Source organism: Streptomyces sp. NPDC096013, assembly GCF_044763565.1.
Classification (GTDB): Bacteria; Actinomycetota; Actinomycetes; order Streptomycetales; family Streptomycetaceae; genus Streptomyces.
The window spans coordinates 1,294,959-1,316,597 of sequence record NZ_JBIWGK010000001.1; the positions used below are offsets into that span (position 1 = coordinate 1,294,959).

Annotated in this window: 19 protein-coding genes; 4 read left to right on the forward strand and 15 right to left on the reverse strand. The window is 70.3% G+C overall.

Annotated elements, in window-relative coordinates; genetic code table 11:
- Positions 1–22: 22 nt before the first annotated feature.
- The 6 genes from ACIRB1_RS05620 to ACIRB1_RS05645 all read right to left on the reverse strand — a co-directional run bounded on the left by ACIRB1_RS05620 (position 23) and on the right by ACIRB1_RS05645 (position 4,922).
- Entirely contained in the window at positions 23–346 is a 324-nt protein-coding gene (locus ACIRB1_RS05620; protein WP_403464655.1) for a hypothetical protein, read from the reverse strand.
- A gap of 20 nt (positions 347–366) precedes the next feature.
- Positions 367–1,806 (reverse strand): hypothetical protein, encoded by a 1,440-nt coding sequence (locus tag ACIRB1_RS05625; RefSeq protein ID WP_403464656.1) that lies wholly within the window; start codon positions 1,804–1,806, stop codon positions 367–369.
- 137 nt (positions 1,807–1,943) lie between these two features.
- Positions 1,944–2,573 carry a DsbA family protein gene (locus ACIRB1_RS05630; RefSeq protein WP_403464657.1) on the reverse strand — a complete coding sequence of 210 codons (630 nt, stop codon included), beginning with the start codon at positions 2,571–2,573 and terminating at the stop codon, positions 1,944–1,946.
- 79 nt (positions 2,574–2,652) lie between these two features.
- On the reverse strand, positions 2,653–3,276 hold the full coding sequence (locus ACIRB1_RS05635) for a TIGR03086 family metal-binding protein (RefSeq protein ID WP_403464658.1): 624 nt from the start codon (positions 3,274–3,276) through the stop codon (positions 2,653–2,655).
- A gap of 24 nt (positions 3,277–3,300) precedes the next feature.
- Positions 3,301–4,323 carry a ketopantoate reductase family protein gene (locus tag ACIRB1_RS05640; protein WP_403464659.1) on the reverse strand — a complete coding sequence of 341 codons (1,023 nt, stop codon included), beginning with the start codon at positions 4,321–4,323 and terminating at the stop codon, positions 3,301–3,303.
- Between the two features lie 50 nt (positions 4,324–4,373).
- A complete protein-coding gene (locus tag ACIRB1_RS05645; protein ID WP_403464660.1) occupies positions 4,374–4,922 on the reverse strand; it encodes a DUF1697 domain-containing protein in 549 nt (182 codons plus the stop codon).
- 461 nt (positions 4,923–5,383) lie between these two features.
- Between ACIRB1_RS05645 and ACIRB1_RS05650 the strand changes: the two genes are divergently transcribed.
- The gene (locus ACIRB1_RS05650) at positions 5,384–7,630 is read left to right on the forward strand and encodes an MMPL family transporter (RefSeq protein WP_403464661.1); all 2,247 of its coding nucleotides are present in this window, start codon (positions 5,384–5,386) and stop codon (positions 7,628–7,630) included.
- A gap of 125 nt (positions 7,631–7,755) precedes the next feature.
- Here ACIRB1_RS05650 and ACIRB1_RS05655 read toward each other — a convergent pair whose 3' ends face one another.
- Positions 7,756–8,517 (reverse strand): SDR family oxidoreductase, encoded by a 762-nt coding sequence (locus ACIRB1_RS05655; protein ID WP_403464662.1) that lies wholly within the window; start codon positions 8,515–8,517, stop codon positions 7,756–7,758.
- A gap of 187 nt (positions 8,518–8,704) precedes the next feature.
- On the opposite strand from ACIRB1_RS05655, the gene ACIRB1_RS05660 reads away from it, so the two are divergent.
- On the forward strand, positions 8,705–9,571 hold the full coding sequence (locus ACIRB1_RS05660) for a helix-turn-helix transcriptional regulator (protein ID WP_403464663.1): 867 nt from the start codon (positions 8,705–8,707) through the stop codon (positions 9,569–9,571).
- Between the two features lie 65 nt (positions 9,572–9,636).
- Here ACIRB1_RS05660 and erm read toward each other — a convergent pair whose 3' ends face one another.
- From erm to ACIRB1_RS05680, 4 genes are all read right to left on the reverse strand, one after another.
- Positions 9,637–10,416 (reverse strand): ErmE/ErmH/ErmO/ErmR family 23S rRNA (adenine(2058)-N(6))-methyltransferase, encoded by a 780-nt coding sequence (erm, locus tag ACIRB1_RS05665; protein WP_403464664.1) that lies wholly within the window; start codon positions 10,414–10,416, stop codon positions 9,637–9,639.
- A gap of 280 nt (positions 10,417–10,696) precedes the next feature.
- Entirely contained in the window at positions 10,697–11,977 is a 1,281-nt protein-coding gene (locus tag ACIRB1_RS05670; protein WP_403464665.1) for an ABC transporter substrate-binding protein, read from the reverse strand.
- A complete protein-coding gene (locus ACIRB1_RS05675; RefSeq protein WP_403464666.1) occupies positions 11,977–12,810 on the reverse strand; it encodes a carbohydrate ABC transporter permease in 834 nt (277 codons plus the stop codon). The genes ACIRB1_RS05670 and ACIRB1_RS05675 overlap by 1 nt, the downstream gene beginning before the upstream one ends.
- Positions 12,807–13,742 (reverse strand): carbohydrate ABC transporter permease, encoded by a 936-nt coding sequence (locus ACIRB1_RS05680; protein ID WP_403464667.1) that lies wholly within the window; start codon positions 13,740–13,742, stop codon positions 12,807–12,809. Before ACIRB1_RS05680 ends, ACIRB1_RS05675 begins: the two co-directional genes overlap by 4 nt.
- Before the next feature lie 171 nt (positions 13,743–13,913).
- Between ACIRB1_RS05680 and ACIRB1_RS05685 the strand changes: the two genes are divergently transcribed.
- Complete coding sequence (locus ACIRB1_RS05685; protein ID WP_403464668.1) at positions 13,914–14,777, forward strand: phosphotransferase enzyme family protein; 864 nt, start codon at positions 13,914–13,916, stop codon at positions 14,775–14,777.
- Between the two features lie 122 nt (positions 14,778–14,899).
- Here ACIRB1_RS05685 and ACIRB1_RS05690 read toward each other — a convergent pair whose 3' ends face one another.
- The 4 genes from ACIRB1_RS05690 to ACIRB1_RS05705 form a co-directional block, all read right to left on the reverse strand.
- On the reverse strand, positions 14,900–15,622 hold the full coding sequence (locus ACIRB1_RS05690) for a 3'-5' exonuclease (RefSeq protein ID WP_352177794.1): 723 nt from the start codon (positions 15,620–15,622) through the stop codon (positions 14,900–14,902).
- A 124-nt stretch (positions 15,623–15,746) separates the two neighbouring features.
- A complete protein-coding gene (locus tag ACIRB1_RS05695; RefSeq protein ID WP_328827919.1) occupies positions 15,747–16,988 on the reverse strand; it encodes an SAV2148 family HEPN domain-containing protein in 1,242 nt (413 codons plus the stop codon).
- Between the two features lie 104 nt (positions 16,989–17,092).
- On the reverse strand, positions 17,093–18,436 hold the full coding sequence (locus ACIRB1_RS05700; RefSeq protein WP_352177795.1) for a copper amine oxidase: 1,344 nt from the start codon (positions 18,434–18,436) through the stop codon (positions 17,093–17,095).
- A gap of 63 nt (positions 18,437–18,499) precedes the next feature.
- Positions 18,500–19,309: a Tat pathway signal sequence domain protein gene (locus tag ACIRB1_RS05705; protein ID WP_403464669.1), complete on the reverse strand. Its 810-nt coding sequence runs from the start codon at positions 19,307–19,309 to the stop codon at positions 18,500–18,502.
- A gap of 196 nt (positions 19,310–19,505) precedes the next feature.
- On the opposite strand from ACIRB1_RS05705, the gene glgX reads away from it, so the two are divergent.
- The gene (glgX, locus tag ACIRB1_RS05710; RefSeq protein ID WP_352177797.1) at positions 19,506–21,623 is read left to right on the forward strand and encodes a glycogen debranching protein GlgX; all 2,118 of its coding nucleotides are present in this window, start codon (positions 19,506–19,508) and stop codon (positions 21,621–21,623) included.
- Positions 21,624–21,639: the final 16 nt, after the last annotated feature.

The following is a 21,639-nucleotide window of genomic DNA, read 5'->3' on the forward strand; positions in this document are numbered from 1 at the left end:
GGGACGGGGCGCCCCCACCGTTTCACAGTCCGAGCGCGTGCTTCAGCTGCTCGATGAGGGCGAGCCCGCCGGTGCCGGCCCCGACGCCGATGGTGATGGTCTCCAGTGCGGCCCGGACCCGGCCCCGGTTGACGGCCCGCCCCTCCTCGCCCGCCTGGACCAACTCGCCCTGGATGACCTGTGCTTGCGGGACCAGGGTCGGGTACTCGCCGCGCATCCGGTCGACGAGCTTGTCAGCGAGGGCCAGGACGGTCGCGGAGTCCGTTCCGTTGTTCACGACGTGACCGTGATCGCCGATGTGGCTGTTGTGGATGTTGCCGCCGCCGTTGAAGTTGAACGTGCTCATGTCCCGCTCCCCGTCCGTGTTCAGGGCTGTGGTGCCCCGCTCTGGCCCGAAGGCCCCTGTCCTTGTGGCCCGTTGTTGGTGACGTGGCCCTGGTTGCCCACGGCGCTGTTGTGAATGTCCCCGGAGATGTTGTAGGTCTGCGTGCTGATGTTGGCCTGCGCCTTGTCGAAGGAGCTCGTGTCGACGTTGTGGTCCTTGAGGAACTTCTCGGTGGCGACGAGGACACCGCCCTGGAGTCTGAAGAGGAAGTCCTGGGAGTCGATGCGTTCGGCGTAACCCGCCTGGCTCCAGTCGCCGATCCACTCACGCAGACTGTCGGTGGCGCCGTAGTCGACCAGCATGTGCTGCTCCGTGATGTCCCGGCGCAGTTTGGCCAACGTCTTCGCGGCGTTGCGACGGCGTCGGCCGCGGTCGCGGATCCGGCCCACGGCGCCCCGCAGTTCGGGCCACACTCGCGAGGTGGCGTGCCGGGTGAGAGCGCGCCAGCGTTCGAAGTTGGCCAGGGGCAGCCGGTCGACCAGTTCGAATCGGGTGGTCACCGGCGGGATCGCGTAGCAGGCGACCTCCCAGGTGAGGCTGGGCCCGCTGAGGATGGCGCGCAGATACATCGAGACGATGATCCGGCCGCCCTCGCCGACCCGCTCCAGACACAGATGGGTACGCATGCCCGCGCCGGGGTTCTTCAGGCCGGCCTGGACGAACTGCGGGGGAATCTTCGGGAGCGGCCGAGCGGTCCGGTCGGGCACCAGCGGGGGAAGCATGTAGGCGTTGCTGCCGAGGACGTAGAGCCGGTTCTTGGCGCGCAGTCCGTCCAGGCCGGCGATGCCCTCCATCTGCTTGGCGACGTAGGTGTGCAGGTCGACGGCGTCGAAGGGGACGATCGTGAGCTTGCCGCCGTTCGGCGCGTCGGCGGGCTTGCTGACGTCGATGGGCTGCCAGACCGCTTCCTTGATCTTACTGCCGCTGCCGACGAACGGGTTGGTGAGCGCCGCGGCGTCCGCGTACGGCAGGACGTTGGCCCGCTTGAGCGAGTGCTCCTGGAGCCAGGACTCCGCGGCCGGCTCGACGGGCGGCGCGAGTTCCTCGACCTTGTCGGTGCCGCGGAACACCTCCAGCGCCGCGTCCCACGCCTGGGACTCGGTGCGGCGGACCAACCACCAGGAGGCGCCGAGGATGCCGAGCGGGCCGTAGACGCCGATGAGGGCCACGGAGCCGTGGCCGCTCGCGAGACCCCAGACCGCGACCAGCAGGGAGACCACCAAGGCCGCGAAGAGCCACGCGAGTTGGCGATCGAGTGCCCCGCGTCGGAGCAGGGCCGCGCGGGCGTGCCGGGCGAGAGCGACGAAGTTGATGCCGAGGGTCAGGCCCAGGGCGGTGAGCCGGTCCCCGGTGAGGCGGTGGTCCACCTCCCGGGCGAACGCCTCGTCGAGATGGACCGACGCGCACAGTCGTCGCGTCACCCCGTCCTTGCGGTACTGCGGCAACGACGGTAGGACTCTGCCCGCCACTGTGACCTGCCCTTCCGTCCGAACCAGCGCACCCAACCCTAGGGACAACAAGCCTGTTTTGTCCCGGAGTTCGGCGACTGCGCGGGCATTCAGTCGAAGGACAGACCCCCGGTGCGCGTCCGCTTCAGTTCGAAGAAGTCGGGATTGGTGGCCAACACCCGGAAGCTGTCGAAGAGTTCGGCCGCCTTCGGGCCGCGGGGGATGGCCCGGAGCACCGGGCCGAACCACACCGTGCCGTCGACGTGCAGGGTCGGTGTCCCCACGTAGCCGCCGGACTCCTCCTCCACGCCCGCCTCGTGGCTGCGGCGCACGGCGTCGTCGTACGACGGATCGTGGGCGGCGTCGGCCAGTTCGGCGGGGAGGCCGAGTTCGGCGAGGGACTCGGCGATCACGGCGTCGAAGTCTTCGTCGCGCCGCTCGTGGATGCGGACGCCGAAGGCGGTGTAGAGGTCGCGCAGGATCTTGTCGCCCTGCTGTTCCGCCGCGGCCACGGCGACGCGTACCGGACCGATCGACTTGTCCACCAACTCCCGGTACCAGTCGGGGAGTTCGTTGCCCATGTTGTGCAGGTAGAGGCTCATCGCGTGGAAGCGGAGGTCGAGCGGGCGCTCGCGCTCGACCTCCAGCAGCCACCGGGAGGTGATCCAGGCGAAGGGGCAGGCGGGGTCGAAGTAGAAGTCGACCCGGACGGGGGTGGCGTGGCCGCTGTCTTGGCTCATACCGGGAACGTTAGCCGCACGGTGGCGTAAAGGAACGACCCAATGCGCGGGATTCCCAGTGGTCCACTTCGCCGGGTTCTCAGTGGTCCGCCGCGCTCATGGCCTGTTGCTCCGGGTTGCGTCCGCTGGCCGCGAGGGCGCGGTCGAAGACCGGGGCGTCGGCCGGTACGGGGACGGGGTCGGCGAAGCCGTCGTACTGGCGGTAGAGGTCGCCGTGCTTCTCGACCACGGAGAGGACGAGGCGGGCGGCGCCGTCCGAGACGCGGTACCGCTGGCCGGTGGCGGTGGCGACGTCCCAGCCGTGCACCGCCAGCTCCTTGATGATCATCGAGGCGAGTTCGTCGGCGGGCATCTTCGCCATGCCGAGGTCGATCTCGCCCTCCCACACCGCCGGGTCGGCCCAGGCGGCGACGGCCCGGTCCAGCTGGGCGGCGTAGGCCTCCGCCCAGTCCGGATCGGCGGTGAAGTCGCGCGTGGTCAGCTCCTCGGGGAGCTGGGTGCGCCGGGCGCGGTGCTCCAGGCCGTGCGAGGTGTAGAGGACCCAGTGGTTGACCATCGCGCGGACGTCCCAGTCGGGGCAGTGCGTGGGGTCGTCGAGGCGGTCCGCGCCGACACCGCGTGCGACACGGGCCGCTTCGGCGGCGCATTCGGTCATGTACGGGTACGGGTCGTTCAGCTGCGGGTTCAGGTCGTCGTTGGTCATGCCCCCACGCTAGGGAGGGCGCCGTCAGGACTCTTGAACAAACGCGACAGCCTCGTCGGCGAGCCGGACCAGATCGTCGAACGGCAGCGATCCCGCCTGCCGGTGCTCGCGCGCGAAGGCGTTCGCGAGCCGTTGCAGCAGCTCGTTGAGCGGGGTCGGTACGCCGTGCAGCCGTCCCAGCAGCGCGATCTCGCCGTTGAGGTAGTCGGCCTCGATGGTGCCGGTGCCCCGGTTCAGCGACTGCCAGGAGGAACCGCCGCGGCGCGGGGCGCCGTCGATCTCCACGAGCCGGATCTTGTCACCGCGCACCGCCTTCTCCTCCTCGGCGCTCGCGTAGGCGATCCCGGCCGCGTCGAGCACGGCCACGCCCTCGGCCCGCACCCGCGTGTAGAACGCCAGGTGGGCCTCGGGGTCGAGCACCTCCGCGACCGCCTCGACGGCGTTGCCGAGATTGCTCAGCAGCTTGGCGTACTGCCAGCGCGCGACGTCCGGTACGACCGGTGCCTCGAACCTCGACTTCTCCAGGTCGGCGGCGATCAGCCGGGCGGTCCCGTCCGTGCCGTGCGGGTAGCGGCCGAGGTGGAGCATGCCGGTGAGGGGGGTGCCCTCGGCGGAGACGACACCCGGTTCGACGAAGGTCGAGGGCAGCCAGACGCAGACGGCGTACACCCGCCGGAAGCGGCGCAGCGCGAGGCGCGGGCTCTCCACGCCGTTCTGCGCGCACACGACCGGCAGCCGCTCGGCGGCCGTACCGCCCCCGGCGACCGGCGCCGGGCCCCAGACCGCGAGCGCGCTCTCGACATCCTGTGTCTTGACGGTCAGCACGAGTACGTCGTCGGTCCTCAACTCGCCGAGTTCCAGCGGCCCTTCGACGACCGGCAACCGGTACGTCGACTCTCCGTCCGGCACCTTGAGCCGCAGCCCGTGCTCGGTCAGCGCCGCCCGCTGCGCGCCTCGCGCGACCAGGACGACCTCATGCCCCGCCCCGGCCAGCCGACCGCCGACGGCTCCGCCGACCGCCCCTGCTCCGATGATGATGTAGCGCATGGGACGAGCCTCGCACAGCGTGGATCTCTCCTTCCACGCCGGGAGGCCGCTCAACCGGCCGTCATCTCCACGAGTTTGACGACGGTGTTCCAGTTACGGGTCGTCGCGACGATCCCCTTGTTGAGGCGCGGCCGGGAGAGTTCCGCGGCGAGCTTGGAGCGGCCGAGGCCGTCGGGGGCGTAGAGGTACAGGGCACGGTCGCCGAGGCGGAACTCCTCAGGGAGGAAGGCGGCTTGGTCGATGTCCGCGAAACGGTCGTCCTCGACAGGCACCGAGTAGTAGGTGACATGGAGCTGCTTGCCCTCCAACTCGGCTGCCGGGAAGGGGCAGTCGGCGACGATCGCCGCCAGGTAGGCGTGGTCGCGGACGACGACGTCGACCGTGAAGCCGAACCGTTTCCCGACGGCCCGCGCGATGTCCGCCGCGAGGGATTCCTCGTCGCCGTGGCCGCTGGTGAAGACGGCCTGGCCGCTCTGGAGGTAGGTGCGGACGCCGTCGAGTCCGAGGCCTTCGAGGAGCGTGCGCAGGTCGGCCATCGGGAGCTTCTTGCTGCCGCCCACGTTGATCCCGCGCAGGAGCGCCGCATACGTCGTCGTCATCCGGACACCATAAAGCGGCCTTCGTGCCCCGTGGGGGTGGGCACGACGGCCGCTTCAGGAGTGCGGGTGCGCGGAAACTCTCGCTGATGAGGTGGGCCGGGATCAACACGTACAGGCACACCGACAGGCAGCTGTGACTTGTTCAACAAGGTTTCGTAATGACAAAGCGGGTTCTGGCCGACGGATCGGACACCGCCCTTCTCGCTCGGCCCACGCCTTTCCTCCTCGCTCCGCCCGCACCCTCCCCTCCCCCCCCCACCCTGATCACCACCCCCGAGCCCGCCGGGTAGATGTAAGGGGCCGCCGTCCTCCCCAGTGCGGAGGGCCCGGGGTCCGTCCGGAGGAGCCGGGCGCCCGGTACTTCACCGGTGAGCACGAGGGGACGTTCTTATTCCGCGCATACCTTCGAACCATGAGGTGGCGGCAGGGGTCGGCACCGTGCGCGAGGGGGCAAGCCCGTCATGGGGAACGGAGATTCGCGGGTACGGGGGCTCGCCGCCCGGGCCGGCGGCTGGAGCGCCCGGCACCGCTGGGCGGCGGTCGGCATCTGGGTGCTGTTCGTGGTGCTGTCGATGGGGATCGGCTCGGCGGCGGGCCGGGTCGACGTCAACGAGAGCGACCAGCTGAAGGGCGAGACCCACACCGCCGCGACGATCATCGACGACGCGGGGATCAAGGAACCGTCCAGTGAGACCGTCCTGATCCAGTCGAAGGACGCCTCGGTCACGTCCACGGACAGTGAGTTCCGCACCGCGGTCACCGCCGTGGTCAAGGCCGTCGAGGGGACCGGCCGGGTCACGGACGTGTCGTCCCCGTACGACACGAGGACGATCTCGAAGGACGGCCGCAGCGCACTCGTCCAGTTCGACATGCGCGGTGACGCGGACACCGCGGGTGACCGGGTGGCGCCGGTGCTGAAGGCCGTCGCCGGGGTGCAGAAGGACCACGGCTCGCTGCGGATCGAGGAGATCGGCGGCGCCAGTATGGCGAAGCAGTACTCCGACGCCTTCGGCAACGACTTCCAGAAGGCCGAGTACTCCGCCGTGCCCGTCGCCTTCGGCATTCTGCTGATCGCCTTCGGCGCGCTGGTCGCGGCGCTGCTGCCGGTGGCTCTGGCCATCACGGCGATCATCGCGACGATGGGCCTGATGGGCCTCGTCAGCCATGTGCAGCCGATGAGCGACACCGCCAACTCCGTGATGCTGCTGGTGGGGCTGGCCGTCGGTGTCGACTACTGCCTGTTCTATCTGCGCCGCGAACGCGAGGAGCGCGAGGCCGGCCGCGACGCCGGGGCCGCGCTGCGCATCGCCGCCGCGACCAGTGGCCGCGCGATCATCGTCTCGGGTGTCACGGTGTGCGTGGCGATGGCAGGCATGCTGTTCACCGGGCTCGCCGAGTTCGAGGCGATGGGCCTGGCCTCGCTGATGGTCGTCGCGGTCGCCATGGTCGGCTCGGTGACCGTACTGCCCGCGCTGCTCTCGCTGCTGGGCGAGCGGGTAGAGAAGGGCCGCATCCCGTTCCTGCGCCGGCGCAGCCGCCGGGGCAACGGGGAGAGCCGGTTCTGGACCGCCATCCTCAAGGGCGTGCTCGCCAAGCCCCTCGTCTCCGTCCTCGTCGCGGCCGGCGCGCTGCTCGCGATCGCCGCTCCCGCGATCGGCATGAAGACCCAGAACCTCACGCTGGACCAGGAGTTCGGCAACTCCCTCCCGATCGTGGGCACTTACAACCGCGTCAACGACGCCTTCCCCGGCGGCTCCGAGCCCGCCGAGGTGGTCGTCAAGGCGAAGGACATCAACGCACCTGCTGTGAAGCAGGCGTTGGCCGACTTCAAGGCGCAGGCGGTCAGTTCGGGTGCCTCGCGCGGCCCGGTCGACATCAAGCTGCACGACGCGCAGAACGTCGCCTTCGTCTACGTCCCGCTCGTCGGCGGCTCCGACCAGGACAAGGCGTCCAAGAGCCTGGAGAAGCTGCGCGACGACGTACGGCCCGCCACGCTTGGCAAGGTCGACGGCGTGCAGGCGCCGATCACCGGGAACGTCGCGGGGTCGAAGGACTTCAACGACCAACTCCTGGGCTCCGTCGTCCCGGTGTTCGCGTTCGTGGTGGTCTTCGCCTTCCTGCTGATGCTGCTCTCGTTCCGCTCACTGACAGTCGCGATCACCTCGATCGCCCTCAACCTCCTGTCGGTGGGCGCCGCTTACGGCATCCTCGTCGCCGTCTTCCAACACGGCTGGGGCGCCTCGCTGGTGGGCGCGGAGGGGGTCGGCGCGATCGTCACTTGGCTGCCGCTGTTCCTCTTCGTGATCCTGTTCGGCCTGTCGATGGACTACCACGTGTTCGTCGTCTCCCGCATCCGAGAGGCGCGGCTGCGCGGCCGTACGACACAGGAGGCGATCCAGCACGGAGTGGTCACCACGGCCGGTGTCGTCACCAGCGCCGCCGTCATCATGGTCGCCGTGTTCGCGATCTTCGGCACGCTGTCCATGCAGTCCATGAAGCAGATGGGCGTCGGCCTCGCGGCGGCCGTCCTCATCGACGCCACGGTCATCCGGGGCGTCCTGCTCCCCGCGGTGATGTCCCTGCTCGGCGAGCGCAACTGGTACCTCCCAAAGTGGCTCCACCGCCTCCCGGACCTCACGCACGACGAGTCCGCGGAGGAGATCACACCGCCCACGGTGACGGACGAGGGTGAGCCCGCGCGGGTCTGACTCCCGCAGGCCGAGGGCCTGTTGACAGGTGTGAAGAGGTCCGCCGGGTCGCCCGACTCGGCGGACCTTCGGGTGTCCGTCCCCGGCTGCCGGGGGCGACGGGGGCGGAGGCCAGGTGAAGGACGTCAGCCCTCGCGGCCGGGGAGCATGGCCAGAGCCCGGGAGCGCTGGGCGACGAGGTCGTCGTAGGTGCCGTCGCGCTCGGCCCAGCGGTGCATGAGGACGCCCTTCACGAGGATTTCGTGCGGGGTGGGGTTCTCCGAGAGCAGCCGCATGACCTCGGTGGCGAAGTCGTCGAGGGGCAGTGCGTGCGGGTTCACCTTCTCCTGGCCTGCCGTGGCGACGGCCGGGGGGACGAGTTCGACGACGTCGACGCCGGTGCCGTCGAGCTGCGCCCGCAGTGCCTCCGAGTAGGCGTGCACCCCGGCCTTCGAGGCGGCGTAACCGGGCATGGGCGGGAACGGCAGGAAGGCGATCCCGGAGGTGACGGTGAGGAAGGTGCCGCCGCCCCGCCGGACCAGGTGGGGCGTGAAGGCGTCGACGACGCGGATGGTACCGAGCAGGTTGGTGTCGATCATCGTCTGCGCCGCCGCGAAGTGCGCGGGGTCGCGCAGGTCCTCCATGAGCATGACCCCCGACATGGTCACCACGGTGTCCAGCGCGGGGTACCGGGCGAGCACGGCGTCACGGGCGGCCGCGACGGAGGCGCCGTCCATGACGTCGATCCCGAACGTGCCGAACCCTTCCCCGGCGAGTTCCGAGAGCGCCTCCGGGCTACGGCCGCCGACGGCCACGGTGCTGCCCTCCGCGGCGAACCGGCGGGCCAGTTCCCGTCCGATGCCCGAGGTTCCGCCGACGACGAGAACGGTGCGGTTGGAGAGATCCACGGGATCGTCCCTTCAGTCGAGAGCGCCGACGGCGTTCGAGCCCGGCGCGGACAGTGCTGTTCCCCGGCCCTTCCAGGACGGTGTCACCGCAGTCTCGGCGGCCCGCGTCCGGTGTGGCAGGGCCCCCGTCTTCCCTGGTCCTGACAGGGCCCCCGCTGAAACACGCGCACCGGATTACGGTGAGGTCATGAAGGACGAGGAATCCGGCAACCGGCTCGGCAGCTACCTCCGTGCCCGGCGTGAGCTGGTCTCCCCCGCACAGGCGGGGATTCCGTCCGGCGGCAACCGCCGCGTGCCCGGTCTGCGCCGGGAGGAGGTCGCCCTGCTCGCCGGGATCAGTCCCGACTACTACCTGCGCCTGGAACGGGGCCGCGACACGAACCCCTCGCCCCAGGTGCTCGCGTCGCTCGCGCGTGTCCTGCGGCTCGACGACATCGAGCGGACGTATCTGCTCGGCCTCGCGGCGACCCGGCCCAGGGCGCCGCGTCGTATGCGGCCGGAGCACGTACCGGCGCGGGTGCACGAGTTGCTGGCCCACCTCCAGATCCCCGCGTTCGTCGAAGGGCGCGCGTTCGACGTCCTGGCCTCCAACCCCATGGCCGTCGCGCTCTCCCCCCGGCTGCGGCCCGGCCACAACCGGCTGCGTTCCCTCCTCCTCGATCCCGAGGAACAGGCCTTCCAGGAGGACTGGACGAAAGCCACCGCCGATTTCGTCGCCGCCCTCCGCACCACCATCGGGGACGACACCGACAACCCCCGGTTCGTCGAACTCGTCGGAGAGCTCGCGCTGTCCAGCCAGCGGTTCCGCACCCTGTGGGCCCGCCACGACGTCCGCGGTCTCGACGGCGGCACGACCACGGTCCACCACCCCGTCGTCGGTGAACTACGCCTCCACCGCGACAAACTCCCCGTCGACGACGTCATCCTCGTCGTCTACTACCCCGACAAGAACAGCGACAGCGACGAGAAACTGCGCCTCCTCGCCGCACTCTCACACCCCGGGCCCGCCGACACGGCGCCGGACGCACCGACGGACGCCCCCCACCAGCGCTGACGCCGCATCCCGCCTCTCCCCGAGCACGTCCGGCAGCCGCCCGCCCATGGCCTACGACACCCCTTCTACGGCGTCAGCTCCTGATGCAGGCGCAGCCAGTGGTCCGGGGACACCTCGCCCACCAGGACGCGCGGATCGAGCCTCGCCGCGCGGAACGCGGCGTCCACGCGCCGTCTCGGGTGGGCCCGGCGCAGCGAGGCGTGCAGGGAGCCTCCGACACCCGAGAAGCCCAGCTCGACCAGGCACCGCCAGTCGTGCAGCTCGGCCGGTTCGAGCAGCGGGATGCGGCGCCGTTCGATCCGTACGATCCCGGCGTCGACGCGGGGCACGGGGCTGAACCTCCGCCGGTCGACCCGGCCGACCAGCCGCCAGTCGTGGCGCGGCCAGCTGCGGACCGTCAGCAGGGTCCAACTGCCGTAGTCCCCGGTGCGTTTGCGGGCGTATTCGAGCTGGGTGAGGAGGGTGGCGTCGGTGAGGTCGGGAGCGCGCAGGCACCAGGCGACGATGTCGGCGGTACGGGAGAAGGGCACGTTTCCGGCCACGGCGAACGGGGTGCGTGGGGGCCGGGTGTCCATGAAGTCCCCTGCGATCACCCGTACATGGGGTGTGGTGGTGAAGCGGGTGCGGAGTCCCGGGACGAGGCGGGGGTCGATCTCGTGGGCGTGGAGTGCGTCGCAGCGGGGGGCGAGTCGCGCGGTCAACGCGCCTTTGCCCGCGCCCACTTCGAGGAGGAGCGGCACCCGTCGGCCGTGCGGGACGGCCAGGCGGGCGACGTATTCGGCGGTGGCGCGGTCGGCGAGGAAGTTCTGCGAGAGCGCGCGGGAAATGCGGGCAGGGCGGGCCATGGCCTGCGGTCCTTGTCTTCCGTGAAGGGCATACGGGCAGACGAAGGCCCTGACCGGAAGAGAGCGCGGGACCGCGGACCGTCAGTGGCGGTCGGCGCGGGTGTCGGCGCGGATTGTCAGCGGGCGAGTGCGCCCGGGCCGGTCAGGGCACCGGGGCTGCGTCGGATGCGCATCGCATGCGTGCAGCTCCGGTGGAGACCGGAGTTCGTGATCGCGTTCGCGGCTGACATGCGATCACCGTAGGTGGCTCGGGTGGGGCGGGGCAACGGGGTTTCGCCGGTCAGCGCTGGTACCTCGCCAGGACCAGGTTGCCGTCCTTCTCCAGGCGTTGGCGCAGTGCGGTGAGGGTGATGGCTCCGCTGTAGTACTCCTGGAAGGCCGGGGTGGCGACCTTGTCCTTCCACTCGGGGTAGCCGCGTACGGACTGGGCGGGGGCCGGGACCAGGTCGTCGGCCAGTGCGGTGCCGGTGGACCAGTCGTTCTTGGCGGTGTGGAGGGCGGGGGACGTGAGGGCCTGGGTGGCGGTGGGTAGCATCCAGTCGCCGAGGGCCAGGCGGACCATGTTCCCGGGCTGGAGGAGGAAGGCGATGAACTCGGCGGCTTCTTTCTTGTGGGGGCTGTCCTGGGCGATGGAGAGGGTCTGCGGGCTTACGCCCTGAGCGAGGCCCTCGGCGCCGGCCGGGGCGGGCAGGACCTGCCAGTCGAAGCCCTTGGGGGCCTGCTGCACGATCTGCTGGCGGTAGGAGAAGCCGAGCGGGACCATCGCGTACTTGCCGCCGAAGAAACCGGGCAGCGTGTCCGAGCCGCCGCTGCCGAGGGTGGTGGGCGAGGCGCTGTGGTCGATGCCGGCCTGGTCGTGGATCGTACGGGGGACGACCTGGTCGCCCGTGCCGAAGCGGACGGTCACCTTGCCGTCCTTGCCCCGGTGGAACATCTCGCCGCCCGCCGACAGGGACAGGTTGAGCGTGGCGGACACCGGTTCCTTGAGCGGCCAGGCCACGCCGTACTTGCCGTGGCCGCTGAGCCGCCGGGTGATGTCCCTGAACTCGGGCCAGGTCCAGGGGTGTTCGGGGGTCGGGATGCGGACGTGCGCCCTCTTCAGCCAGGTGGCGTTGGCGATGAGCACCCGGGGCTCCTGGAGGAACGGGACGCCGTAGATGCCGTGCCCGAAGGTCGCCGTGTCCCAGCTGCGCCGCGGGATCTGTGACGTGAGGCGGGCGGGGAGCAGGTTTCGGAGGTCGGCGAGGTAGCCGCCGTAGGCGAAGTCCGCGAGGTCGTCGGAGGCGTCGTGGATGATGTCGGGGGCCTCGCCGCCCTCGAAGGAGGTGAGGAGCTGGTCGTGGACGCTGTCCCAACTGCCCTGCACGTACTCGACCTTGATGTCGGGATGGGTGGCGTTCCACTCCTTCACCAGGTCCTTGTTGGCGGTGACGGACTCCTCCTGCCAGGCCAGGGACTGGAAGCGGAGGGTGATCCGGCCGTGCGCGGAGGTGCTTCCGCCGCCGGTGCAGGCGCCGAGGAGCAGGGTCAGGGCGAGGGCGAGGACCCAGCGGGTGCGCATCAGCTCTTCACCGCCCCGGTCAGCATGCCGCCGGTGATCCGGCGTTGGATGAGGGCGAAGACGATCAGCGAGGGCAGGGTCGCCAGGAACGCGGCGGCGGCCAGCGGGCCGAGGTCTGCCACGCCCTCCGCGCCGATGAAGTGGGTGAGGACGACCGGGAGGGTCTGTTTCTCCGGGGTCTTGAGGAGGACCAGGGCGAAGAAGAACTCGTTCCACGCGGTGACGAACGCGAACAGGGCCGTCGCCACGATGCCCGGTGCGAGCAGGGGTGCCGTGACCGACACCAGCGTCCGCAGCCTCCCCGCGCCGTCGACGGCCGCCGCTTCCTCCAACTCCGGTGGTACCGCCCGGACATAGCCGACGAGCATCCACAGCGCGAACGGCAGCGACCACACCACGTACACCAGGACGAGCCCGGCCAGGGAGTCGATCAGCCGCAGGTTCTTCAGCACCAGGAACAGCGGGATGATCACCAGCACGAACGGGAACGCCTGGCTGACCACCACCCATCCGGTCGCGGCCCGCGCGAGCAGGGTGCGGCGCCGGGCCATCACCCAGGCCATCGGTGTCGCGATCACCACGGCGATCAGCGCGGCCCCGAGCGCGGCCAGCAGGGAGTTCGACGCGGCGTGCAGCAAGGGCTGTTCGTCGAAGGCCTGGCGGAAGTTGCCGAGCGTGGGGTGCCGGGGGATCCAGGTGGGGTGCAGACTGCCCAGCTCGCGCGGGGACTTGAAGGCGGTGGAGATCAGCCACAGGAGCGGGAAGCCGAGGAAGACGAGATAGGCGAGCAGGGCGGCGTACTGTCCGGTGCGGGCTCCTGCGCTGGCCCTCATGACGCGTCCTCTCCCCTGATACGGCCCACGAGGAAGACGGCCAGGAGCACCGAGATCACCGCGACCATCACGCATCCCATCGCCGCCGCGTAGCCGAACTGGCCGTAGCGGAAGGCCTCTTCGTAGGCGAAGAGCATGGGCAGCCGGGTGCGGCCGCCGGGTCCGCCGTTGGTCAGGACGTAGACCAGGGCGAACGAGTTGAAGTTCCAGATCAGGTTGAGCGCGGTGATCGCCAGCGCCACCGGTCTGAGGGCGGGCCAGGTGACCGTGCGGAAGCGGCGCCAGGCTCCGGCGCCGTCGACGGCCGCCGCCTCGTGGAGTTCGCGTGGGGTGTTCTGCAGTCCGGCGAGGAGGGCGACGGTCGTCTGGGGCATGCCGGCCCAGACGCCGACGACGATCACGGCGGGCAGCGCGGTCGTCAGACTGCTCAGCCAGTCCCTGCCGTTGCCGAGGCCGAGGTCGTGCAGGGTCTCGTTGAGGATGCCGGCGTCCGGGTTGTAGACGAGGCGCCACATGATGCCGACGACGACCTCGGGCATCGCCCACGGGACGATCGCCAGCGCCCGCGCGAGCCAGCGCAGCCGCAGGTCCTGGTTGAGGAGGAGGGCGAGGCCGAGGGCGAGCAGGAACTGCGGCACGGTCACGCCGATCGCCCACACCAGGCCGATCCGGAACGACTCCCAGAACAGCGTGTCGTGCAGCAGGTCCCGGAAGTTGAGACCGCCGATCCACCGCGTGGGCGCGGTGCGGCCCGACTGGGAGTCGGTGAAGGCCAGCAGGACGCCGTAGAGGAGGGGGCCGACGCTGAGCACGAGGATCGGGATCAGGGCGGGTAACACCAGGAACCAGGCCGCGTGGTCGGGAGCGCCTCGCCGGCGGTCCCGGCTCGGGGCGCGGCTCGACGGCCTCCTCACCTCCGTCACCGATGTCATGGAATCAGCCCCTTTGCGCGGCCCGGTCGGGCCCCGTCATGGTCGTGAACACGTCGTACCGCGTCAAGGCACCTCGCATGCCGCCCCACCTGTGCGAATGCGACACTGACCGTCGGATGGCGGGAACCCGACGCCGTCCGCACACGCACAGGGAGACCACGGAGGCGGACGATGGACGAGGCACGGGCCCGGGACGTACTGGCCGCGGCGGACGTACTGCCCGGCGGGGCGCGGGACGCCCGACTCCTGGCCCTCGGCGAGAACGCGGTGTTCGCCGCGGGTGACCTGGTCGTCAGGGTGGGCCGCGACGCGGAACTCCTCGACCGGGCGCGGCGCGAGCTGGATGTCGCGCTGTGGCTGGCCGCGTCGGGCGTTCCCGCGGTGCGGGCCGCCGAGCCGGAGGCGCGGCTGGTCGACGGGCACCCGGTGACGGTGTGGCACCGGTTGGCCGATTCCGTACGCCCCGCCGAAGCCCGGGATCTGGCCGGACTGCTACGCCTCGTCCACGCCCTCCCCTCCCCCTCCTTCGGCCTTCCGCCGCGTGAGTTGCTGGGCGGTGTGGAGCGGTGGCTGCGTCTCGCGGGTGACGCGATCGACCCGGCCGACGCGGCGTATCTGCGGGAGCGGCGGGACGGTTTCGCGGCGGCCGCCGCCGCGCTCACGCCGCGGTTGCCGCCGGGGCCGATCCACGGTGACGCGCTGCCCCGGAATGTGCATGTCGGGCCGGACGGGCCGGTGCTGGTCGATCTGGAGACCTTCTCCGCCGATCTGCGCGAGCATGACCTGGTGGTGATGGCTCTCTCGCGTGACCGGTACGCGCTTCCGGCGCGGTCCTACGACTCCTTCGTCGAGGCGTACGGGTGGGATGTGCGGGAGTGGGACGGGTGCGGGGTGCTGCGCGGGGCCCGGGAGACGGCCAGCTGCGCCTGGGTCGCTCAGCATGCGCCGAGCAACCCTGAGGCGCTTGCTGAGTTTCGGCGGCGGGTGGGGTCATTGCGGGACGGGGACGAGACGGTGCGGTGGTTTCCGTTCTGAGCGCCTGGTGAACGGGGGCTGACTCGTATCGGGCGGCCGCGGGTTCGTTGTGGCTTGTCGCGCCGCCCCCCGCGCCCCTTTTGGGGCGCCTCGTCCCCGGGGCGCTTTCGGAGTTCGCCGGGTCAGACCGTCTCGTCCGCCAGTTCGCGGAGCGGCCAGGTGCCGTCCACCACCGCGTCCTGGTCGCCCTTGCGGCGAAGGAAGCTCTGGAAGTCGGCGGCCCATTCGGCGTACCACTCGATCTGGCGGCGGTGCAGGTCCGCGGGGCCGAGGGCGGCGACCTTGGGGTGGCGGTCGGCTATCGCGCCGGCCAGGCGGGCGGCGGCGAGGGCGTCGGCCGAGGCGTCGTGGGCGGAGTCGAGGACCACGCCGTACTCCTGACAGACCGCTTCCAGGTTGCGCTTGCCCCGGCGGTAGCGGTCGACGGAGCGGTCGATCGTGTACGGGTCGATGACCGGGGCGGGGTCGGTGCCGCCCAACCGGTCGCGCAGGGACGGCAGTCCGTGCCGGCGCAGCTCCGCGGAGAGCAGGGTGAGGTCGAAGGCCGCGTTGTACGCGACGACCGGGACGCCCGTCTTCCAGTACGTCACGAGGACGTCGGCGATCGCGTCGGCGACCTGGTCGGCGGGGCGGCCCTCGGTGGTGGCCCGTTCGTTCGTGATGCCGTGCACCGCGACGGCGTCCGCCGGGATCTCGACGCCCGGATCGGCCAGCCATTCCTTGCGGCCTATCGGGCGTCCGCCCCTGACCTCGATGACCGCGCCCGTGACGATGCGCGCCTCGCGCGGCTCGGTCCCCGTCGTCTCCAGGTCGAAGCCGATGAGCAGCTCCTGGTGCCAGGCCATGACGGCCCCCCTTCTCGGTGGTGCTTTCCCCCAGTGGTCTCCACGATCGCATGAGCCACTGACAATCCGATGACCGCGTTCCGCTTACCGCCGGAGCGGACCCCGGGCGCGGCCCTGGGACAGGTCAGGACACCGGTCGCGAATCCGCCCACATCTGCTCGAACTCATCGCGATAGGTGGGGAAAAGTGCGCTGTCATCCATTTCGTCCGACTTGACCAGTCGGCTGCCGTTCCGCAGCACCAGCACCGGCGCCTCCATGCCGCGGCTGCGGCGCAGATAGGACTGCACGACGGCGATGCCGTCCGAGCCGTCGCCGTCGACGAGGTACGCCGTGAAGCGCGGCGTCTCGTCGAAGACCTGGATCTCGAAGGCGTCCGGGTCCCGCAGCCGGGAGCGGACCCGCCGCATGTGCAGGATGTTCATCTCGACCGCACGGCTCAACTCGCCGCGCTTGATGCCGAGTTCGCGCTCGCGCCGCTTCACCGCGCTGGAGGCGGGATTGAGGAAGAGAAGCCGTACCCGGCAGCCCGACTCGGCGAGCCGGACCAGGCGGCGGCCGGAGAAGTTCTGCACGAGGAGGTTGAGACCGATGCCGATGGCGTCGACGCGGCGGGCCCCGCCGAAGATGTCCTCGGCCGGGAACTGCCGCATCAGGCGCACCCGGTCGGGGTGCACGGCGACCACGTCGGCGAAGCGGTCGCCGATGAGCTCCTCGACCGCGTCGACGGGCAGCCGGCGCGCCGAGGGCACGTCGCTCCCGGCGCCGAGGGTCTCCAGGAGTTTCGCGGAGGCCCGCTCGGCCTGGTTGAGGACGGCCTCGGACAGGGCGCGGTTGCGGGAGACGACGTTGCGGGTCACCTCCAGCTCGTCCAGGGCGAGTTCGACGTCACGGCGCTCGTCGAAGTACGGCTCGAAGCACGGCCAGTGCTGCACCATCAGCTCGCGCAGCTGCGGCAGGGTCAGGAAGCTGAGGACGTTGTCGTCGGCCGGGTCGAGCAAGTAGCCCTTGCGGCGGCTGACTTCGCGGACGGCGACCGCGCGCTGCACCCACTCCTGGCCGGCCGGTCCGGCGGCGGCGACCACCCACTCGTCGCCGTGGACGGGTTCGTAGATGGGACGCAGAACAGCGGCCACGACCGCGCGCAGCCGCTGTTCGACGAGGTTCAGCCAGATGTAGGCGCGGCCGGCTCGCTGGGCGCGCGTACGCACCTCGCGCCAGGCGTCGGCGTCCCAGTCCAGCTCCGGACCGATGGAACCAGCCGCGTCCATCGGACGTGCCAGGGACACCGCGCCGGGCGGGACTTCTGCGGAGTTCCCCTCGTGACCCTCGTCACCAGGGGGCAACTCCAGCCCTCCCGAGCCCACCCGTGCACCGCCTTCCGCTCCCCCGAGCTCTCCCCAGTCTCAACGATCAAGGAAGGGTACTCCGGGACCGGTCGGCGGTGCAGCCGGATGGACAGGGTCGTTTCTCAACTTCCGCCGAGTACATTGCCGTTCTGGTTGGCGAGCGCGGCCGGAGTGAGCGGATTCATAGCGGTGACGTCGCGCGGGGCGATGGAGAATCCCTGCCAGTGGACCGGCATCGGCTGCTGGTCCTCGTCGCGGGCGATGTGGTGGAAGCCGACGTTCACCCACACCACGGGGTGGGTGAGGGTCTGTCCGTTGACCCACTTGTCGACCGACTTCGGGTGCCCCGCACCGCAGTTGGGCAGGTTGTCGCTGGCGAACTGCTCGCACTTGTTGTACTCGGTGAAGTACACGTCGTGCTGGGTGAAGCTGCGGCCCGGGTACTTGGTGGTGGGGCCGGGGACTATCTCGTAGGACCGGGCGTGGTTGTCCTTGTTCTTGCCGGTCGCGCTGACGACGCGCCACCAGCGCATGTTCTTGGCGTCGCCCGCGAGTTCCTTGGTGACCTTGGTCATCGTGGTCTTGTTCGTGGGGGTGTTGGCGCCGTGCGTGGTGACCGCGGAGTCGTACTGCTCGACGCGGCCCTTGGAGGAGCCGTCGAGCGCGAAGTCCAACTTCCAGAAGACGTCGTGCTGGTGGCTCGTCGCGTACGCCGTGGCGCCCTTGCCGAGGGGCCAGCCGCGGCCGTCGCCCGCGTCGTAGTCGTACGGCGAAAGGCTGCCGGTGGCACCGACGTTCATGTTGATGGTGCCGTCGTCCTGGAAGCGCCACTCGGTGATGTACTCGTACCAGCCGACCTGGTTGACCGTGTAGACGAGGAAGTCCTTGCCCTGGGTCTGGAAGACCTTGTTGGCGGTGTCGCCCTGCATGCGGAAGGCGTGGCCGCGTGAACGGGTCGTCGTACAGAGGCCCTTGACGTTCGGGTGGGCCGGGTCGATGGCGTCGGGGACCTTGACGGTCTTGATGGTGCCGCCGGGGCACTCGCCGGGCGCCATGTTCATCAGGCCCGTGCCGAAGCCGTACTGCGTGAGGTCGCTGTACTCGTTCGTGCCGTCGTCGTACGGCACGTGGATCTGGGCGAGCTTGGCGTCGGCGAGCACCTTGATGGGCGTGGCCTGGCCGGGCGGCTGGTAGGAGATGTTCTCCAGGACGAGGCCGGCCTCGCGCTCGTAGTGCCAGCACATCCGCCAGGTGGTGCCGGTGGAGAGCTTCTGCTCGATGGTGTAGGCGGCGCTGCACCCGGGGGCCGCGGCGCTCGGGGCGGCCTTCGGCTGGGCGACGGCCGGGCCCGCGCCCGCGGTGGCACCGGCGGCCAGGGCGGCCACGGCGAGGGCGACGGCGCCCCGCCTGCCGGCACTGCTGGTTCTCCGCGGCCGGAAGCTGCTGATGGAACGCTTTACGCGCATGAAGAAATGACTCCCTTACAGGGAAAGCAAGTTGGGACAGTGGTCGAAGGAGGCGCGGTCGGCTCAGCCGGTGAGCTTGCCGACCTTGCGGGCACTCAGGTCGATGACGAAGTCGCGGGCGTCGATCCACGGCCCGTTCTTCACCTTCGGGAACAGCCGTACGCAGCGGTGCTCGCCGCACTGGTCGAGGTCGCCCGACTGCTTCCCCGGGGTCGCCTTGTAGATCATCGCGGTCAGCAACAGCTGGTCGGGCGAGGTGAGTTGACTGCCCGTGGCGTCCTTGTAGTCCGCCTTCAGACCCGCGCCGAGCGGGCTGGCGAGCAGCAGTTCGGCGGCCTCGACGTCCTCGGCGTTGCTCGCCGGGGGCTGCACTCCGTGCTGGGTGCCGGTCTGTTCGACCTTGCCGGTGTCGAGGTTGACGGTCTTGGTGAGGACCGAGTCGTCCTTGTAGTCGTAGAACGTCACGTCCGCGCGGCGCGGTGCGTTCGGGTTGTCCAGCTCGCTCGGCTCGGGGGCGGCGAGTTCGACGTCGAGGCGCTGCGGGCCACGCTTCCCGTCCACGTTCTCGGTGGAGTTGAACAGCTGCTGGTTCACCGCGATCTGCTCGACGCGCTTGGTCTCGTCGTCGGTCAGCGGGTCGCGGCCCTTGCCCTTCTCGCCCTCGGCGGGAGCCTGCTGGACCACTCCGGGTGCCGCGCCGAGCGTCCCCGCGGCCTGCTGTCCGGCCGATCCGGCGGCCTGTCCGGTGCCGCCCGACTCGTCCGCCCCCGCCGTGCCCGGCAGGGTGACGGCGACCATCACGGCGGTCCCGGCGACCGCTATGGCCGCACCTGCCACCACTTTGCCCAGGTGGCGGTGCACTGTCCTTCGCACATTTCCCCCTACTCCCCCTGGATCCATCCCCGGACCGCTGGGAGTGGTCTGTCGCACTTCCTTCGGGATACGGCATCCGTCGTATCCACCGGTCATTTGGTAAGAGGGACGTAAGTCATACGTGGTTCCCTCACTTTCGGGGAGACTCATTCCCAAGGCGCCCCGGTGGCGGGGCCCGGCTGAAAGAGTCGTGACCATGCAGGTCTGGCCTGGAGAGGCGTATCCACTCGGTGCCACGTATGACGGCGCCGGCACCAACTTCGCGGTCTTCACCGAGGCCGCGGACCGAGTAGAGCTGTGTCTGCTGCACGACGACGGCTCGGAAACGGCGGTGGAACTACGGGAGAGTGACGCGTTCGTGCGGCACGCGTACGTGCCCGGCATCATGCCCGGGCAGCGGTACGGCTTCCGTGCGCACGGACCGTACGCGCCCGAGCGCGGCCAGCGGTGCAACTCCGCGAAGCTGCTGCTCGACCCGTACGCGAAGGCGGTCAGCGGATCGATCGCCTGGGGCGAGGAGGTGTACGGCTACCACTTCGACGCGCCCGACAAGCGCAACGACCTGGACTCGGCGCCGCACACCATGACGTCGGTCGTGGTCAACCCGTACTTCGACTGGGGCGACGACCGGCTGCCCCGGCGCGGCTACCACGAGACCGTGCTCTACGAGGCCCACGTCAAGGGCCTGACGATGCGGCACCCGGGGCTGCCGGACGAGCTGCGCGGCACGTACGCGGCGCTCGCGCATCCGGCGGTCATCGAGCACCTGGTGGAGCTGGGCGTGACGGCCCTGGAGCTGATGCCGGTGCATCAGTTCGTGAACGACCACCGGCTGGTCGACATGGGGCTGAACAACTACTGGGGCTACAACACGATCGGTTTCTTCGCCCCGCACAACGCGTACGCCTCCTGGGGCGACCGCGGCCAGCAGGTCCTGGAGTTCAAGTCCGCGGTACGGGCGCTGCACGAGGCCGGTATCGAGGTCATCCTGGACGTCGTCTACAACCACACCGCCGAGGGCAACCACCTGGGGCCGACGCTGTCCTTCAAGGGCCTCGACAACCCCTCGTACTACCGGCTGACGGAGGACCCCCGCTACTACATGGACACCACGGGGACGGGCAACTCGCTGCTCATGCGGTCCCCGCACGTGCTCCAGCTGATCATGGACTCGCTGCGTTACTGGGTCACCGAGATGCACGTCGACGGCTTCCGCTTCGACCTGGCGGCCACCCTGGCCCGGCAGTTCCACGAGGTGGACCGGCTGTCGTCGTTCTTCGACCTGGTGCAGCAGGACCCGGTGGTCTCCCAGGTGAAGCTGATCGCGGAGCCCTGGGACGTCGGCGAGGGCGGCTACCAGGTGGGCAACTTCCCGCCGCTGTGGACGGAGTGGAACGGCAAGTACCGCGACACCGTGCGGGACATGTGGCGGGGCGAGGGGCGGGCGCTCGCGGAGTTCGCGTCCCGGCTGACCGGCTCGTCCGATCTCTACCAGGACGACGGACGCCGTCCCCTGGCGTCCATCAACTTCGTGACCTGCCATGACGGGTTCACGCTGAACGACCTGGTGTCGTACAACGACAAACACAACGAGGCCAACGGCGAGGACAACCGGGACGGTGAGAGCCACAACCGGTCCTGGAACTGCGGGGCCGAGGGCGAGACCGACGACCCGGCCGTCCTGGAGCTGCGCGCCCGCCAGATGCGCAACTTCGTCGCCACGCTGATGCTGTCCCAGGGCGTGCCGATGATCAGCCACGGGGATGAGTTCGCGCGCACGCAGAAGGGCAACAACAACGCGTACTGCCAGGACAGCGAACTGGCGTGGGTCAAGTGGCCCGAGAGCGAGGCCGAGTCGGCGGGGTTGCCCGCCTTCACACGCGCGCTGGTGTGGCTGCGCAAGGAGCACCCGGTGTTCCGGCGCCGGCGGTTCTTCCACGGGCGGCCCGTGGAGGGCACCCACGACGAGCTGTCGGACATCGCCTGGTTCACCCCGGAGGGCAAGGAGATGGCCCAGCGGGACTGGGACTCGGCACAGGCGTCCGCGCTGTCGGTGTTCCTGAACGGCAACGCCATCTCGGAGCCCGGTCCCCGCGGGGAGCGGATCGCCGACGACTCCTTCCTGATGATGTTCAACGCCTCCCCGGAGACGCTGGAGTTCGTCGTGCCGGTCAACCACGGCCGCCAGTGGGAGGTGGTCGTGGACACGGGCCGCCCCGAGGGGGTGCCGCCGGGCACGGGCGCGAAGGTGAAGGCCGGTGACCGGCTGACGCTGGTGGACCGCAGCATGACCGTGCTGCAACGGCCCACCTAGGAGGCGGGTCGGCCGA

Bases quoted from the DNA above. Each gene is read 5' to 3' on its own strand.
- erm (WP_403464664.1), bottom strand. From the start codon at position 10,416: ATGGCCCGCCCTGCCCGCATTTCCCGCGCGCTCTCGCAGAACTTCCTC.
- ACIRB1_RS05700 (WP_352177795.1), bottom strand. From the start codon at position 18,436: ATGCGCGTAAAGCGTTCCATCAGCAGCTTCCGGCCGCGGAGAACCAGC.
- ACIRB1_RS05660 (WP_403464663.1), top strand. From the start codon at position 8,705: ATGAAGGACGAGGAATCCGGCAACCGGCTCGGCAGCTACCTCCGTGCC.
- ACIRB1_RS05620 (WP_403464655.1), bottom strand. From the start codon at position 346: ATGAGCACGTTCAACTTCAACGGCGGCGGCAACATCCACAACAGCCAC.
- ACIRB1_RS05630 (WP_403464657.1), bottom strand. From the start codon at position 2,573: ATGAGCCAAGACAGCGGCCACGCCACCCCCGTCCGGGTCGACTTCTAC.
- ACIRB1_RS05685 (WP_403464668.1), top strand. From the start codon at position 13,914: ATGGACGAGGCACGGGCCCGGGACGTACTGGCCGCGGCGGACGTACTG.
- ACIRB1_RS05690 (WP_352177794.1), bottom strand. From the start codon at position 15,622: ATGGCCTGGCACCAGGAGCTGCTCATCGGCTTCGACCTGGAGACGACG.
- ACIRB1_RS05640 (WP_403464659.1), bottom strand. From the start codon at position 4,323: ATGCGCTACATCATCATCGGAGCAGGGGCGGTCGGCGGAGCCGTCGGC.
- ACIRB1_RS05670 (WP_403464665.1), bottom strand. From the start codon at position 11,977: ATGCGCACCCGCTGGGTCCTCGCCCTCGCCCTGACCCTGCTCCTCGGC.
- ACIRB1_RS05650 (WP_403464661.1), top strand. From the start codon at position 5,384: ATGGGGAACGGAGATTCGCGGGTACGGGGGCTCGCCGCCCGGGCCGGC.
- ACIRB1_RS05635 (WP_403464658.1), bottom strand. From the start codon at position 3,276: ATGACCAACGACGACCTGAACCCGCAGCTGAACGACCCGTACCCGTAC.
- ACIRB1_RS05645 (WP_403464660.1), bottom strand. From the start codon at position 4,922: ATGACGACGACGTATGCGGCGCTCCTGCGCGGGATCAACGTGGGCGGC.
- ACIRB1_RS05680 (WP_403464667.1), bottom strand. From the start codon at position 13,742: ATGACATCGGTGACGGAGGTGAGGAGGCCGTCGAGCCGCGCCCCGAGC.
- ACIRB1_RS05675 (WP_403464666.1), bottom strand. From the start codon at position 12,810: ATGAGGGCCAGCGCAGGAGCCCGCACCGGACAGTACGCCGCCCTGCTC.
- glgX (WP_352177797.1), top strand. From the start codon at position 19,506: ATGCAGGTCTGGCCTGGAGAGGCGTATCCACTCGGTGCCACGTATGAC.